Below are 16,629 nucleotides of genomic sequence, written 5' to 3'. Positions count from 1 at the left end.
TGCATGACCGGGGCTTTTTTTGTATCTGTTGATCAGATAACTCAGGGTACTATAGCAGTATGGCCGGAAAGATCCCCGCGCACTTCATCGACGAACTGCTGAACCGGATCGATATCGTCGACCTGATCAACAGCCGTGTGCCGCTGAAAAAGGCCGGCAAGGATTACCAGGCCTGCTGCCCGTTCCATAACGAAAAAACCCCGTCATTCACCGTCAGCCGGGAGAAACAGTTCTACCACTGCTTCGGCTGTGGCGCCCATGGCACCGCCATCGGCTTCCTTATGGAGTATGACAATCTGGGATTCGTAGACTCCATTGAGGAGCTGGCCAGCAAGGCCGGGCTGGAGGTTCCGCGCGAGGGCAGGGACGAGAGCGGCCCCGACTACCGGCCACTCTACGCCAGCCTGGAAAAAGCGGCCCGCTATTATCAATGGCAACTGCGCAAACACCCGGACGCCGGTAAGGCGATCAACTACCTGAAACAGCGCGGGCTGACCGGCGAGATCAGCGTCGATTACGGCATCGGTTATGCCCCACCCGGATGGGACAACCTGATCCGGCACATGGGACAGACCCCGGAGGCACTGGAACAGTTGCGGGTAACCGGCATGATCTCGGAACCGGAAGCGGACAAATGCTACGACCGCTTCCGGGAGCGCATCATGTTCCCGATCCGCAACCATCGCGGTCACACTATCGGCTTTGGCGGCCGACTCCTGGGGGACGGCAAACCCAAATACCTGAACTCGCCCGAGACCCCGGTATTCCACAAGGGCCGCGAGTTGTACGGCCTCTACGAGGCCCGCAAGGCGCTGCGTAAAATCGAGCGCCTGCTGGTGGTGGAAGGCTACATGGATGTGGTGGCCCTGGCCCAGTTCGGTATCCGCTATGCCGTGGCAACCCTGGGAACCGCCACCACCCCGGAACACCTGGAGCGGCTGTTTCGGACCACGTCGGAAGTGATCTTCTGTTTCGATGGTGACCGGGCCGGCAGCGAGGCCGGCTGGAAGGCGCTGGAGACCGCCCTGCCCCAGATGCGCGATGGACGGGAGGCGCGCTTTCTGTTCCTGCCGAACGGGGAAGACCCTGACAGCCTGATCCGCAAGGAGGGGCGCGAGCAGTTTGAACAGCGCATTGCCCAGGCCACCCCACTCTCCAGCTTTCTGTTCGACAAGCTTGAGGAGGAAGTGGACATGACCTCTCTCGGCGGACGAGCACGCCTGGCGGAACTGGCCAAGCCGCTGCTGGTCAAACTACCGGGCGGCCTGTTCCGGGAGATGATGTACCAGCGACTGGCCCAGAAGGTGGGTGTGGCAACCGAACAACTCGGTGCTCAGCCGCAAGACCAAGGCAGCAACAGACGACGGCAGCCAGTACGCAAAAAGGCCGGCGCACAACAGATGCTATCGCCGGTTCGCCGTGCCATCACTCTGCTGCTGCTGAAACCGGAACTGGGGCAACTGACTGATCTGCCGTCACAATGGCGCGATTATCAGGCCCCGGGCATCGATTTATTAAGCCAACTCCTTGAAATTGCGCAGAATCAACCTAATCTTAGGACTGCGCAAATCATTGAACGCTGGCGGGCCACACCAGAATATCACCACCTGGAGAAGATCTGGAGTACAGCCACCGAGCTACCCACCCCCGAAGAAGGCATGGAGACGGAATTCCGTGGAGCCCTGCAGCGGCTCGTGGAACAGCAGCACGAACAGGAAACCACCCAACTGCTGGAGAGAGTCAGCACGGGAGATGCTTCCGAACAGGAGAAGCAGCGCCTGCGCCAGCTACTTTCTGAAAAACAGAAATTCGCTGACTCGCACAGACATTCGGATTGAAGTGGCCGGCAGCAGGTGAGCCAGCGCACATCGAATCGAACTTTTTGTAGTGCACGTATAGAAAGCAAGCGATATACAAGTTATACTTCGCCGCTTGACATTCGAGCACGCCCCTTAGAATTTAAGGTAGGAAATGGATAAGGTACAGCAGCAATCCCAGCTCAAGCAACTGATCGCGAAAGGTAAAGAACAAGGTTTTCTCACCTACGCCGAAGTAAACGACCACCTACCGGACGGCATCGTAGAACCCGAGCAGATCGAAGACATCATCCGGATGATCAACGATATGGGTATCCAGGTGCATGAGAGCGCCCCTGATGCCGACGACCAGGTGATGAGCGACTCCGCCGTTTCCGCCGATGAAGATGCGGCAGAAGAGGCCGCGGCAGCACTGGCAAGCGTGGATAGCGATTTTGGTCGCACCACCGACCCGGTGCGCATGTACATGCGTGAAATGGGCACTGTGGAACTGCTCACCCGCGAGGGTGAACTGAAGATCGCCAAGCGCATCGAAGAGGGACAGAACCAGGTTCTGACAGCCCTCTCCACCTATCCGGATACCATCAACACGGTTATCGAACTGTTAGAGAAGGTAGACGCGGAAGAGATGCGCCTGACCGACGTGATTGTCGGCTTCGCCCAGACCGAAGAGGAAGAAGCGGCACTCGCCGCCCCCGCCCCCAGCCCGAAAAGCAGTGATGCGGACGCCACAGATAAAGATATCGACGACGACGAAGACGACGAGACGGAAGAGGAAGATCCCAACCGCGGCCCCGATCCGGAAGAGGCAGCACGCAGAAGCGAGGCACTGAAGAAGGCGTTCAAAACCCATAATACACTGCTGGAGAAACACGGCCGCGAGCACAAGAAAACGGCCGCCGCAGCCGAAGCGCTCACCACCGCCTTCATGGACTTCCGCTACAGCCCCAAAGTGTTCGCCACGCTGGTGGAGAACCTGCGCGAAGCGATCGCATTCGTGCGTAGCCAGGAGCGCGCCATTATGGATCTGTGTGTCAACACAGCCCACATGCCGCGCAAAGAGTTCATCACCTCCTTCCCGGACAATGAGACCGACATCAACTGGATCGATCGACAGATCGAGAAAGGTCAGGACTATTCCGCCAACCTGGAAGAGTTCAAGGAAGAGGTATTGCGGGCCCAGAGAAAACTGCTCGAACTGGAACAGCGCTGCAAGCTGACCATCTCGGAGATCAAAGAGATCAACCGACAGATGTCCATCGGCGAAGCCAAGGCGCGCCGGGCCAAAAAAGAGATGGTGGAGGCCAATCTGCGTCTGGTGATCTCTATCGCCAAGAAATACACCAACCGCGGTCTGCAGTTCCTGGACCTGATTCAGGAGGGCAATATCGGCCTCATGAAGGCGGTGGACAAGTTCGAGTACCGCCGCGGCTACAAGTTCTCCACCTACGCCACCTGGTGGATCCGGCAGGCCATCACCCGCTCCATTGCGGATCAGGCCCGTACCATTCGTATTCCGGTACACATGATTGAGACCATTAACAAGCTCAACCGAATCTCCCGCCAGATGGTGCAGGAGATGGGGCGCGAAGCTACACCGGAAGAGCTGGCCGAGCGTATGGACATGCCGGAAGACAAGGTCCGCAAGGTGCTGAAAATCGCCAAGGAACCGATCTCCATGGAGACCCCGATCGGTGACGATGAAGATTCACACCTGGGTGACTTTATCGAGGATTCCGGTGTAATATCGCCCATCGATTCCGCCACCGGTGAAGGCCTGCGCGAAGCGACCCAGAACATGCTCTGCGGACTCACCTCACGGGAAGCCAAGGTGCTGCGTATGCGTTTCGGTATCGACATGAATACCGACCATACCCTGGAAGAGGTCGGCAAGCAGTTCGACGTGACCCGCGAGCGTATCCGGCAGATCGAGGCCAAGGCACTGCGCAAACTGCGCCACCCCTCGCGTTCGGAAAATCTGCGCAGCTTCCTGGACGGAGATCTGTAACCAGATCGATTTACGGGCCTATAGCTCAGTTGGTTAGAGCAGTGGACTCATAATCCATTGGTCGTAGGTTCGAGTCCTACTGGGCCCACCAATATTAATCAGTAAAAACAAAGGGTTACGCTATTTGCGTAGCCCTTTTTTGTTGCGACCAAAATTTCTCTGTGTGCACTAGAAACAACGACTTAGCGCAGACGTGCACAGAAAAATACGATAGAGTGCACACATAGTGCATACGAATCAGGAGCTTATAGAGCCCTTACCCATAAAGTTCATTCAGCATCTCACGTACAATCTGTGTGCACTCTGAAAGGGAGAACTCATGGCATCATTCACTAAGCTCAAGTCCGGAAAATGGCGCGCTCAGATCCGCAAGGATGGCGTCTATACCAGCAAGACATTTACCACCAAGACGGCAGCCAGGACTTGGGCGCAACGAATCGAGGTAGCTATTGAGACAGGCGAATACCAAGCGGAGCAGGTCCAACTGCCGACTCTAGGCAAGCTCCTGGATCGATATGAAACCGAAATCACCTCAAAAAAGAAAAGTAACAAGGCCGAGCGTTCACGGCTGCGGACCCTGCATGCCGATGAACTGGCCAAGCAGCCGCTAGAACGAATCACAGCGCCTGATATTGCCGCCCTACGGGATCGCCTTGCCAAAACCCGCTCCAGCGGCACGGTGCGTCTTATGATCGCCCTGATCAGCCACATCTACACGGTAGCGCGCAAGGAATGGGCGATACCGGTGGCTAATCCGGTGATGGACATACGCAAGCCTCCACCTGGTCGAGCCAGGGATCGTCGCCTGTCCTACGCTGAAACCGCCCAGCTATTTCGCCTGGGACGGCAGCACAGAAACCCTGAGCTGCTAATCATCATCCGTCTAGCGATTGAAACCGGCATGAGACAAGGGGAGATACTGGGGCTTACCTGGGAGGCTGTCGATTTGGATAGCCGCATCATACACCTGAAGGACACCAAGAACGGCTCAGATCGCGGGGTTCCGCTATCCCGTAAAGCTTTGCGGATGCTACGCCACCATAAACCAGATAATGCCAAAGGGAGCTTATTCTCCTATACCGGCGATGGGTTGAGAGCCTCCTGGAAAAAGCTCCTGAAGAAAGGGAGCATTGAAGGCCTCCGTTTCCATGATCTGCGCCACGAAGCGACTAGTAGGCTGTTTGAAAAGGGCTTGGACAGCATGGAAGTGGCCGCCATCACCGGACACAAGACTTTACAGATGTTGAAGCGGTATACCCATTTGAATGCTGGGAAGTTGGCGGATAAGTTGGGATAAGGCACCCTCTTAGCCCTTGCTGTCCTCGAGGATCGATTCGTAATCCTGGCCACCATAGAACACCCCAAGGATGTTCACGCTTCCTTCGTTAACTGTGAAAGCGATTGTTACCCACCGACGGGACACAAAGCGTCCCGGCCAACCCCGGGGTCAGGTCTTGATTCTTGAGTTCTCCAGCCTTCGAATGATTTTACTGACCGATGAATAATGCAGACTAAAGTACTCCGACAACACCGCCATCTTGTATCCTCCACTTCGACAAGCTTGATAAATTGCTTGATCACATGGTCGACATTGCACTTGATAGTCGCCTAACGTCTTGGCCATCTTTCTTTTTTGCCCCTGAGGAATCTCTTCTAAAGACTTCTCGGGATCGATCAGCGTTTGCATTTCAGCAACAAACTGCTCATTACCTAAAAACACCTGAAGAATCAGGTGTTCCCACGGTAAGGGTTGCCCCTTTCCCTCCAAGACAAATGCACGGAAGCGCTCACACGCCGTCTTGCGCAGTTTGGCGAACTGCACTCAATATCCAGTCTGTCTGCAGCCAGACGGGTGCTGTTATCCAACCGGCTGTTGCCCGGTAACCGCTCCAGGGCCAATCTTTCGCCGAGCGCACCATCGCCGCCCGTACCGGGAGAGCACGATATAACGGGCCAACTCCAAGAGGTAACTGTTTTTATCCACCAAAATGGATTTGTAACGGCCTTGAAAACATCACCGGTGCGTCCATGGAGACGATTGAAGTGTTGAGTATATACACCATTGAGTTGGCGCATTCCCGGAGATTAGTTGCCCTCTGGCGTCTCCACCAGCAGGTGGTAATAATTATCCATCAGACAATACGTGTGACAGGACCAATTAAACCGACAACATACTTCTGCGAACACTTCCAGCTAGATATCCCTATGGCTGTCTGAAAGATAAATAGCTTCGCGCTGATTACCACGGGAGGTAACGTGATAGAGCGCGCTTGGTAATGCTATTCGAAGTGGCCTCGCCATGGGGGTCGATTATAGTTAAGAGGATTCAAAATTCACGACCTGACCCTTTTGTTGTGCTTTCACGACCAGCATCTGATAAAGCAGAACAATCAATGACTCTGACCCCATTGATCGGCTATTTGTCTTGCCAGGATTTTCTTAAGGACAGTGTGGAGATAACCGAATTAGCATATTTGCGCAATAAGGCATTAAGTTTAACTTAGTATCATGCCCAATAATTATCATATTTTTAGATTGTTTAGCAGCTGAATCAAATAGCTTTCTTGAGGATGGATTTCTAGATAAACCATCTATTAATACCTGCCTTGCATCTTCAACTTTATCCATTCTTAGATTTAACATAGAGTACTCCACATAAAATTCTTCTTCTTCTGGTGAAAGTCTCACCTTTCTTGGTTCAAGCTGAACTGGATATACAGCCTTTAAATGTTGATTTAGAACATCGTAAACCTTGCCTGCTTGATTCAATAGTCCTTTCTGCGTAAGAATTCGACCTAGCAATAGGCGCACGTCTATATCAAATTCGTACCTTTCAATAGCTATGAGTACTGCGTTGTATGCTATGTCAACATTCCCCGCCTCATAATATGCTTTAGCAATAAAATAATTTATGAATTCAATTTTTGGATTTAACTTACGCAACATAACTAAGTTACCCGCGGCCAATTCATGATTGCCGAATCTAGTATGACATTCATATAACCTACGATAGCGCAAAATCGGATCAGAAATAGCTTTTACTTTTTTCAGAATGACTTGTTGATCTTCACGCGATACTATTGTTTTACCCTTGTCACACAAGGGCTGTGATTCATATCCTGGAGAGGCATAGCAAACGCTGAATACAGTCCATAACAAAACAGCTAGCGAAATATATGTCAAAAGCTTGAACCTAAAAACCAACATAGCTATTTCTTCCCCGGAGTTGACCCACGGTAAAATGCCCAAGTACGTCTATTAGGATGATTATACCAAGGAGCTGAGAACATAATAGGCTTCCATGCTTGATTCTTGTCGGTACTTAACCCACTCAGCACATGATTCGATTTGCATCCAGAAGGTCCAATTAGGTAATCAATTTGCCAATAAAGGGCCTCACATTTTGAAACCTCTTCCGCTGCGTTATTTATCTGTTCAAGTATCGTGATTAAGTGTTTATCCGATTTCCATCCACAAAGAAACGTGAGGGAATCGTTAATCAACCCCAAAACATCTGCTGCTTTGCTTCCTTTGCTTCCTTTGCTTCCTTTGCTTCCTTTGCTTCCTTTGCTTCCAGGAATAGGGGAACCTGGCATCATATGGGTTCCATCTGAAGCCCCATCAAGAAAGCTTTTCGGTGCAAGCCCATAATTATCATTTAGACCCAACGCATCATTTTCCGCATAAGCATAAATATTTAGCCCCCCTCTTAGGCCAATGGGATCCGACTCCAGGTATCTTCCGGTAGATGGATCATACGTCCGATAGTAGTTGTAATAAGTCCCCGTCTCCTGATCATAATACTGCCCCGGGAACCGCAACGGATTGGCCCACGCCTGCTGGGTTTCGCTCACCTCCCCGAACGCCCGGCACTCCCCGGCCCACACCGTCGCGCCGTTGCTATGCTGCCTGAACTAGCCAAGGCCCTAGCCGTATCCATAGAAGATCTGATGGATACACAGCCAACAGCCACTAAAGGTAAGCGCGGCCCAACCCCAACCCTGCAACGCCAAATTGAACAGATCAGTCAGCTGCCCCGCGCCAAACAGAAGTTTGTGATGGAGATGCTGGACACCGTCATTCAACAGACAGAATAAGCAAAAATAAAGCCCCGCATGGCAGGGCTTAGAGGGTATTTTTTACCGCTTATTAAGCTTCAATCAATATCAATCGAGTCTGACCCCATTGATTGCGCGTGCTTTCCTTGCCATAACTCTCCTGTAACAGCATTCAATCCATTGAACGGCTGGTCTATCCCGGCTAAATAGTTACGTCCCCTTTAGTTCAACCGGATCAGATTCCAGATATCTACCCGTACTTGGATCATAAGTCCTAAAGTAGTTGTAGTCTGAAGAACAGCATCAAATTTGGTGAATCGTACTTCGTTTCACTTCTGTTACAACCAGTTAGCAACCAGCTCTCCCTTAGATGGCAGTACGACCAAAATCTTGCCTTAGTGCAGCAAAAAGCCCCTCATAGAAGGACTTTATTCAGAATTATTCTTGATTCGATTATTTCTGCTATTCCATGCAATCTAAATCCTTTGGATCAAATTCTTCTGGATCAATGCTTTCATTTGTGGATACCTCATCGAATACTATGGACTCCACAACGCTTGATCCATTAACAACTCGTTTCCTTTTTATCTTCCTAATTAATAGCCTGTTTTTATCAATATGAAATTCATCGGTCAAATTATCGTCATATATAATTCGCACGACACTTAGTCCAACCTTATTAGCAGCCCTATTTTCTATCAATTTGGCTCTAAAATTACGTTTTGACAAACGAAGATCACCGCCAAGCTGAACTAGCCTAGGAGTTATATTTGTATAGTGCCAGACACCCCAGTCAGTGCGGTTAGGGCTCCATCTAAAGAATCGAATTTTTCGATCTGCCCACTTGGTGATATTGCATGAATACCACATGAGTTCTCGAGTAGAACAGACACTCTAGGTTTAACAACAGGAAGATACTTTACCCATTCCAATTTAAGTTTATTGGGATTAAATATATGGGTATGAAATTTTATCTGCTCCTCAAATTCCTCTACACCATTTTTAGTAAACCTAGTTATAACTCTTCCTTGGTCTTTATAAGTTCTCAATTTGTTGTATTTGTTTACAACAGACTGAATTAATTCCTCTGCGACATCATTCCCCCCGCCTGATGCGGTACCATAGCAGAAAAACACTAATAAAGAGACCAAGACATTAAGGATACACCGAGAACAAGTTTTCATAATTTTTGATCTTACATTTTAGAAAATATTCAAAAAGCACCGTCGACTTGAGATACCCTCGCTTACCATTGCATTCCATATTTAAATATATAGAGAGGATCCATTTTGTACTTTTTGAGCAAATCACGATTTCTATCTTGTATTAAAGTCAGCTCATCCATGATAGACCTATAGTCCTCCCAGCACTTTCTCCAACAGTCTTCAAAATTGAAGCATTTGTTCTTTTCCCTCTCTTCCATACAACGTCTATCACAATTTAATCTAGATGTCTCCGCAGCATCCATAGCATCAGCTATTGAGTCAATCTGCCTCTCTAGATTAGCAATATTGTTAAGAAGATCATTTATCATATTCTCTTGAACCTGTTGTGCACCCATTTCTACAGTAGCTTCTTCGGCGAGTTTTCTTGCCAATTCTGCTAAATAACTCCTCATACCTTTCAAACCGAGCGGATCTATATCATTGATTGGGTTTCCCCGAACGTACGCATAAGTATTCAACCCGCCTCGCAATCCAATCGGGTCGGATTCCAGGTACCTCCCAGTGGATGGATCATACGTCCGATAGTAGTTGTAATAGGCCCCCGTCTCCTGATCATAATACTGCCCCGGGAACCGCAACGGATTGGCCCACGCCTGATTCGTCTCATTAACCTCGCCGAACGCCCGGTACTCCCCGGCCCACACCGTCGCGCCGTTGCTATGCTGCCTGAACTAGCCAAGGCCCTAGCCGTATCCATCAGATCTTCTATGGATACACAGCCAACAGCCACTAAAGGTAAGCGCGGCCCAACCCCAACCCTGCAACGCCAAATTGAACAGATCAGTCAGCTGCCCCGCGCCAAACAGAAGTTTGTGATGGAGATGCTGGACACCGTCATTCAACAGACAGAATAAGCAAAAATAAAGCCCCGCATGGCAGGGCTTAGAGGGTATTTTTTACCGCTTATTAAGCTTCAATCAATATCAATCGAGTCTGACCCCATTGATTGCGCGTGCTTTCCTTGCCATAACTCTCCTGTAACGGCATTCAGTCCATTGAACGGCTGGTCTATCCCGGCTAAATAGTTACGTCCCCTTTAGTTATTTATTGATCGGTGAGACATTAATATCCAGGGGAAGTGGTGCATGGAATGCACCCTACCTGGCTGGCTAAATACCCCTATTTAATGTCATGTGAAAACGAGTAGCGCACACCCTACAAAACCACCTATCTTTTTCCTTTTGCCACACAGTTTGTTCAGAAAAGGTTATAGTGTTATTGTTCTCTAGATTCATTTTTTCCTTAAAAACATTAGGCGCTTGCTCGACAAACTCGATAACTACAATGGTCTCTGAATTTTGTAGCTTTTCTACCTTTAATATCTCCCACTCAATCAATTTCCAGCCCAAGCTATCTTGTTCCATTCGGGTAATATAGTATTCTTTTTCGGTAATCTCCCTAAATTCACTTACCCTTTCATTATATGCCTTGTCCCATTGCGAATTTTTCTCAAAAGCATAGTATCTATTAATAGCTTGGACTAGTAACTCATACTCAGAGCCAACGGCAATGCCCTGAACCATTACCAGCATAAACAGTGAACCTAATTGCAATTTTAGCCTATTCATTTTGTGCCAATTCCAGAGGAAATATCGCGAATGTATTTAAATAGATCGTATTCCTTGTATTCATCCCGAGAAAATTCGGGCTTGCATTCCTCATTACATCCATCCTCACTATAAAACTCAAAACGCGTGGCGTAGTACCAAAGATGACTAACTCCTGTTGAGCCAGCAATCCCATCTTTGTCAAAATGCAAACCCACAGAGGGTTCGAAGCCTCCCATTGGGCCGCTAAGATCGCCCGCGACCCTTCTTTTACATGTCTCTTCAACCATTACGTAAATTTTATAATCATAGACCGGTTCCACACCTCCTCCCGCTGAATAATTCCTGAACTCTCCAGAGTACTCAACAACACTTAACACATATATCAGCCTCTCAATTTTTTCTAATCCATATGGATCGAAAAATCTAGTAGAATTCGCATTAGCATAGAGATATGTGTTAAACCCACCCCTCAGCCCAATCGGATCCGCCTGCATATATCGGCCTATTGCCGGATCATAATCCCTAAAATAGTTGTAATAAGTCCCCGTCTCCTGATCATAATACTGCCCCGGGAACCGCAACGGATTAGCCCACGCCTGCTGGGTTTCGCTCACCTCCCCGAACGCCCGGTACTCACCCGCCCACACCGTCGCGCCGTTGTTATGCTGCCTGAACTAGCCAAGGCCCTAGCCGTATCCATAGAAGATCTGATGGATACACAGCCAACAGCCACTAAAGGTAAGCGCGGCCCAACCCCAACCCTGCAACGCCAAATTGAACAGATCAGTCAGCTGCCCCGCACCAAATAGAAGTTTGTGATGGAGATGCTGGACACCGTCATTCAACAGACAGAATAAGCAAAAATAAAGCCCCGCATGGCAGGGCTTAGAGGGTATTTTTTACCGCTTATTAAGCTTCAATCAATATCAATCGAGTCTGACCCCATTGATTGCTTCCTAAAAATTCTCAATCTTTGGAAGAATTCAAGCAGTCACCAGTCAGGGATGACTCTGAAAATCAAAGGGCGAGAAACTGGATTGTTGCGTTAGTGAAGGCCGATGGTAGGGTAATCCCCCCGAAAAATAGTGGCGTTTATAAGTAGAATTTTCCAATATAGAGATTGAAGGAGAATCTACATGAAGAAATCCCGCTACAGTGAGTCCCAGATCATCAGCATCCTGAAGGAAGCCGAGAACGGTATACCAGTTGCTGAACTCTGCCGAAAACACGGGATGAGCGACGCCACCTTCTATAATTGGCGCTCCAAATACGGGGGCATGGATGTCTCGATGATGAAGCGCATGAAAGAACTGGAAGAAGAGAACCGTCGCCTGAAGAAGATGTACGCTGAAGAGCGGCTGAAGGCAGAGATCATCCAGGAAGAGCTTGAAAAAAAGTGGTAAGGCCATCTCGCCGCAGGGAGATGGCCAGGCAAGCGGTTGAACAGCGACAGATTTCGATCCGTATGGCCTGCCGCCTGTTCGGTATCAGTGAAACCTGCTATCGATACCAGGCCAAGCTTTCGGGTGAAAATTCCCATATAGCGGACTGGCTGCTGAGATTGACGACCACTCACCGGACCTGGGGCTTCGGGTTCTGTTTTCTGTATCTGCGCAATGTGAAGGGCTATGGCTACAATCACAAGCGTGTGTACAGGGTCTACCGGGAGTTGGAACTCAACCTGCGAATCAAGCCAAAACGGCGCTTGAGGCGGGATAGGCCGGATGAACTGGCCGTGCCACGCCAGATCAATGATATGTGGTCAATGGACTTCATGCATGACAAATTGAGAGATGGGCGTAGCTTCCGCACCTTCAATGTGATCGATGACTACAACCGGGAGGGGCTGGGTATTGAAGTGGATCTGTCACTCCCGGCGTTGCGAGTCATCCGGAGCCTCGAGCAGATTATCGAATGGCGAGGAAAGCCCAAGGCGATCCGGTGCGACAATGGTCCAGAATATCTGAGCGGTCGACTGGTGGAAGGGGCCGACAAGCAGCGTACCCAGCTCCAGTATATTCAGCCAGGCAAGCCACAACAGAATGCTTATGTGGAACGATTCAATCGGACGGTCAGGCATGAGTGGTTAGATCAGCATCTGTTTGAGTCCATTGCTCATGCCCAGGATACAGCAACGAAATGGCTCTGGAGCTACAATAACGAACGGCCTAATATGGCACTTGGTTAAATACCCCCGATTCAGAAGTTAACCCGAGCTGTATGACTTCTACTTTTGAACGTCATTAAAAATGGGGGGATTACCTACCCCAGGAAGTTTCCGGCATATAGTTACTGATCTGGATCCCGCTCTGGTTTATGCTAGAGACGAGGCCGGAGAATATGCCCCAGTCAGTAAAGGGAGGACAGCATGCAACGCCGGGTCACTATTGACGGCAACGAAGCCGCCGCCACCATCGCCCACCTGACCAACGAAGTTATCGCTATCTACCCCATTACGCCTGCCTCGCCCATGGGCGAACATGCGGATGAGTGGTCAGCCCAGGGACGCAGGAACCTCTGGGGGACAGTACCCAGCATCATCGAGATGCAGAGCGAGGGAGGGGCCGCCGGTGCGCTGCACGGTGCCCTGCAGGCCGGAGCACTCTGCACCAGCTTCACCGCCTCCCAGGGCCTGCTGCTGATGATCCCCAACATGTATAAAATCGCCGGCGAACTAACCCCCATGGTGCTGCATGTGGCGGCCCGTTCGCTGGCCGTTCAGGCCCTCTCGATCTTCTGCGATCACAGTGATGTGATGGCCACCCGTGGCACCGGTTTCGCCCTGTTGTGTGCCAATTCGGTACAGGAGGCGCAGGACATGGCGCTCATTGCCCAGGCGGCGACCCTGGAGGGCCGGGTGCCGATCCTGCACTTCTTCGATGGTTTCCGCACCTCCCATGAAGTGGCAAAAATAGAAACCATTGATCCGGCCATCGTACGGGAGATGATCCGCGACGAGTGGGTGCAGGCGCACCGGGAACGGGCCCTTAACCCGGAACATCCGGTGCTGCGCGGTAGCTCCCAGAACCCCGATGCCTATTTCCAGGGTCGGGAGAGCGTCAATCTCCATTATCAAAAGATGCCTGGCATTGTACAGGCTGCCATGGATCGCTTCGCCGCGCTGACCGGACGGCACTACCACCTGTTCGACTATGTCGGTGCCCCGGATGCCGAGCGTGTACTGGTACTGATGGGCTCCGGTGCCGAGGCGGCCCACGAGACGGTCGACCACCTGCTGGCCCGGGGCGAAAAAGTAGGCCTGCTCAAGGTACGGCTCTACCGTCCATTCGATCCCACCGCCCTGCTCGCCGCCCTGCCGGCCAGCACCCGCCGCATCGCCGTGCTCGACCGGACCAAGGAACCGGGGGCCGACGGTGAACCGCTGTACAAGGATATTCTCACCGCCATCGCCCAGGCCTGCTGTAGCGGAGAGTCACCCTTTGATGAAATGCCCCGGGTTATCGGCGGACGCTACGGTCTCTCGTCCAAGGAGTTCACCCCCGGCATGATCAAGGCGGTATTCGATGAGCTGGAGAGCGCTCAGCCGAAAAACGGCTTTACCATCGGCATCCATGACGATGTCAGTCACACCAGTCTGACATGGGACGAGCATTTCCGCACGGACGCCGCCAGCGAGGTTAACTGCGCCCTGTTCTACGGACTCGGCTCCGATGGCACGGTCAGTGCCAACAAAAACAGCATCAAGATTATCGGCGCGACCACCGATCTGCATGCCCAGGGTTACTTTGAATACGACTCCAAGAAGTCCGGCGCCGTTACCATTTCGCACTTGCGCTTCGGCAAGCAGCCGATCCGCTCCAGCTATCTGATCGGCAGCAACCAGGCGCAGTTTGTCGGCTGCCACCAGACCATCTTCCTGGAACGCTACGACATGCTGGAGAGGGCTGCGCCGGGCGCCGTGTTCCTGCTCAATACGGCCACAGCGCCGGAACAGGCCTGGGACACCCTGCCGCGACCCATGCAGCAGCAGATTATCGACAAACAGATACGCTTCTTCGTCATCGATGCCTACCGGGTGGCCCAGGAGAGTGGCATGCAGCAGCGCATCAACACCATCATGCAGACCTGCCACTTCGCCATCTCCGGCCTGCTGCCCCGGGACCAGGCCATTGCAGCCATCAAGCATGCGGTGGAGGAGACCTACGGCAAGAAGGGCAGCAAGATTGTTGAGCTGAACTTCAAGGCCATCGATGCCGCCCTGGCCAATCTGCATCAGGTGCAGGTACCGGACCAGGTCACCTCCCGGTTTGAGCGGCCGCCGGTGGTCGCCGCCAACGCCCCGCCGTTCGTCCAGCAGGTGACCGCCCGGCTGATCGCCGGCGACGGTAATCAGCTCCCGGTCAGCGCCTTCCCCGCTGATGGCACCTGGCCCACCGGCACCACACGCTGGGAGAAGCGCAACATCGCCCGGGAGATCCCGGTATGGGACGAGACGCTCTGCATCGCCTGCGGCAAGTGCCCATTTGTCTGTCCCCACAGCGCTATCCGCAGCAAGCTGTTTGATCCGGACCAGGCCAGTGACGCACCGGCTACCTTCAAGCACATGCCGGTTAAGGGCAAGGAGTTTCCCGCCGGCGCCCATATCGTCTACCAGGTGGCGCCGGAGGACTGCACCGGCTGCGGACTCTGTGTGGACATCTGCCCGGTCAAGGACAAGGCCCACCCTGGCCGACGGGCCCTCAACATGGCACCACAGCCGCCGCTGCGGGAACAGGAGCGGGTCAATTTCGACTACTTCCTCTCCCTGCCGGAGTTCGACCGGCGCGAGGTGCGCGGCACGGTGATGAAAAGCGCCATGCTGCTGCAACCACTGTTCGAGTTCTCCAGCGCCTGCTCCGGTTGTGGTGAAACCCCCTACCTGCGACTCGCCTCGCAACTGTTCGGTGATCGCATGGTGGTGGCGAATGCCACCGGCTGCTCCTCCATCTACGGAGGTAACCTGCCCACCACCCCCTGGGCGCAAAATGCCCAGGGTCGCGGCCCGGCCTGGAACAACTCGCTGTTCGAGGACAATGCCGAATTCGGCCTGGGTCTGCGCATCGCCATCGACAAGCAGCGGGAGCACGCCAACGAACTGCTGGAGGCGCTGGCTCCCCGGATCGACAACGATCTGGTGACCCAGCTGCTGTCCAACGCGCAGCAGGATGAGGCGCAGATCCAGGTACAGCGCGAACGGGTCAGCGCCCTGCGCGCCCAGCTGCAACCACTCGACCAACCGGAGGCACGGCAACTGGAGAGCCTGGCCGACAGCCTGATCAGGCGCAGCGTCTGGATCGTCGGTGGCGACGGTTGGGCCTATGACATCGGTTTCGGCGGACTGGACCACGTATTATCATCCGGGCGCAACGTCAACATCCTGGTGCTGGATACCGAGGTCTATTCCAATACCGGCGGCCAGACCTCCAAGGCGACACCGCGTGGCGCGGTCGCCAAGTTCTCCGCCGGCGGCAAACCGACAGCAAAAAAGGATCTGGCCATGATCGCCATGGCCTATGGTGACGTGTACGTGGCCCAGGTCGCCTACGGCGCCAAGGACGTACAGACCCTGAAGGCCTTCGCGGAGGCGGAATCCTGGCCCGGCGTCTCGTTGATCATTGCCTACAGTCCCTGTACCGCCTGGGGTACCGACATGGTGCACAATCACGCTATGCAGGATCGGGCCGTACGCAGTGGTCACTGGCCGCTGTTCCGCTACGATCCGCGCCGTGTTGCTCAACAGGAGAATCCGCTGCAACTCGACTGCAAAGAGCCATCCATCGCCTATCGGGATTTCGTCAGCCAGGAGACGCGCTTCAGCATGCTGTGGCGCAGCCATCCGGAGATGGCCGAACAGTATCTTGGCGCGGCACAAAAACACGCCCTCAACAACTTCCGGCACTATCGGCAACTGGCGGAACTCAGTTACGCGAATCCGTCTGACGCTGAACCCAATGGAACAAAGGAGTGACC

General features: G+C 52.5%; 13 protein-coding genes, 1 tRNA gene and 1 pseudogene. 8 read left to right on the top strand and 7 right to left on the bottom strand.

Going from position 1 to position 16,629, the window contains the following annotated elements; genetic code table 11:
* Positions 1-59: 59 nt before the first annotated feature.
* From dnaG to AAY24_RS15400, 4 genes are all read left to right on the top strand, one after another.
* A complete protein-coding gene (gene dnaG, locus AAY24_RS15415) occupies positions 60-1,838 on the top strand; it encodes a DNA primase (protein ID WP_046860437.1) in 1,779 nt (592 codons plus the stop codon).
* A gap of 133 nt (positions 1,839-1,971) precedes the next feature.
* The gene (rpoD, locus tag AAY24_RS15410) at positions 1,972-3,825 is read left to right on the top strand and encodes an RNA polymerase sigma factor RpoD (protein WP_046860436.1); all 1,854 of its coding nucleotides are present in this window, start codon (positions 1,972-1,974) and stop codon (positions 3,823-3,825) included.
* Between the two features lie 14 nt (positions 3,826-3,839).
* Positions 3,840-3,916, top strand: a tRNA-Ile gene (locus AAY24_RS15405).
* Positions 3,917-4,144: 228 nt separating this feature from the next.
* On the top strand, positions 4,145-5,122 hold the full coding sequence (locus tag AAY24_RS15400) for a site-specific integrase (protein ID WP_046860435.1): 978 nt from the start codon (positions 4,145-4,147) through the stop codon (positions 5,120-5,122).
* 150 nt (positions 5,123-5,272) lie between these two features.
* On the opposite strand, the gene AAY24_RS19645 is transcribed toward AAY24_RS15400, so the two are convergent.
* The 3 genes from AAY24_RS19645 to AAY24_RS19595 form a co-directional block, all read right to left on the bottom strand.
* Complete coding sequence (locus tag AAY24_RS19645) at positions 5,273-5,647, bottom strand: hypothetical protein (RefSeq protein ID WP_335337179.1); 375 nt, start codon at positions 5,645-5,647, stop codon at positions 5,273-5,275.
* Between the two features lie 617 nt (positions 5,648-6,264).
* Positions 6,265-7,008 (bottom strand): tetratricopeptide repeat protein, encoded by a 744-nt coding sequence (locus AAY24_RS19280; protein ID WP_199930399.1) that lies wholly within the window; start codon positions 7,006-7,008, stop codon positions 6,265-6,267.
* A 26-nt stretch (positions 7,009-7,034) separates the two neighbouring features.
* Positions 7,035-7,679: an RHS repeat-associated core domain-containing protein gene (locus AAY24_RS19595; RefSeq protein WP_269465310.1), complete on the bottom strand. Its 645-nt coding sequence runs from the start codon at positions 7,677-7,679 to the stop codon at positions 7,035-7,037.
* A gap of 96 nt (positions 7,680-7,775) precedes the next feature.
* On the opposite strand from AAY24_RS19595, the gene AAY24_RS15390 reads away from it, so the two are divergent.
* Positions 7,776-7,922, top strand: coding sequence for a hypothetical protein (locus AAY24_RS15390; protein ID WP_234422185.1), 147 nt, complete (start codon positions 7,776-7,778; stop codon positions 7,920-7,922).
* Positions 7,923-9,129: 1,207 nt separating this feature from the next.
* Here the strand turns inward: AAY24_RS15390 and AAY24_RS19495 are convergent.
* A complete protein-coding gene (locus AAY24_RS19495; RefSeq protein WP_234422308.1) occupies positions 9,130-9,480 on the bottom strand; it encodes a hypothetical protein in 351 nt (116 codons plus the stop codon).
* A gap of 87 nt (positions 9,481-9,567) precedes the next feature.
* Positions 9,568-9,753: pseudogene (locus tag AAY24_RS19640) on the bottom strand (RHS repeat-associated core domain-containing protein); the annotation flags it as partial.
* 63 nt (positions 9,754-9,816) lie between these two features.
* Between AAY24_RS19640 and AAY24_RS18990 the strand changes: the two are divergent.
* Positions 9,817-9,963 (top strand): hypothetical protein, encoded by a 147-nt coding sequence (locus AAY24_RS18990; RefSeq protein WP_234422185.1) that lies wholly within the window; start codon positions 9,817-9,819, stop codon positions 9,961-9,963.
* Between the two features lie 255 nt (positions 9,964-10,218).
* Here AAY24_RS18990 and AAY24_RS15375 read toward each other — a convergent pair whose 3' ends face one another.
* A complete protein-coding gene (locus AAY24_RS15375) occupies positions 10,219-10,677 on the bottom strand; it encodes a hypothetical protein (protein ID WP_046860432.1) in 459 nt (152 codons plus the stop codon).
* Entirely contained in the window at positions 10,674-11,273 is a 600-nt protein-coding gene (locus AAY24_RS19635) for an RHS repeat-associated core domain-containing protein (RefSeq protein WP_335337178.1), read from the bottom strand. The genes AAY24_RS15375 and AAY24_RS19635 overlap by 4 nt, the downstream gene beginning before the upstream one ends.
* Positions 11,274-11,795: 522 nt before the next feature.
* On the opposite strand from AAY24_RS19635, the gene AAY24_RS15360 reads away from it, so the two are divergent.
* Positions 11,796-12,847, top strand: a protein-coding gene (locus tag AAY24_RS15360; RefSeq protein WP_199930397.1) for an IS3 family transposase whose coding sequence is annotated in 2 segments (ribosomal slippage) — positions 11,796-12,051 and positions 12,051-12,847 — 1,053 coding nt in all. Because the reading frame shifts where the segments join, the coding sequence is not laid out codon by codon here.
* 180 nt (positions 12,848-13,027) lie between these two features.
* The gene (nifJ, locus tag AAY24_RS15355; protein WP_046860429.1) at positions 13,028-16,627 is read left to right on the top strand and encodes a pyruvate:ferredoxin (flavodoxin) oxidoreductase; all 3,600 of its coding nucleotides are present in this window, start codon (positions 13,028-13,030) and stop codon (positions 16,625-16,627) included.
* The last annotated feature ends 2 nt before the right edge of the window (positions 16,628-16,629 follow it).

It is taken from the genome of Sedimenticola thiotaurini (assembly GCF_001007875.1).
Lineage (GTDB): Bacteria > Pseudomonadota > Gammaproteobacteria > Chromatiales > Chromatiaceae > Sedimenticola > Sedimenticola thiotaurini.
This window is presented reverse-complemented; position numbering and strand designations above follow the sequence as displayed.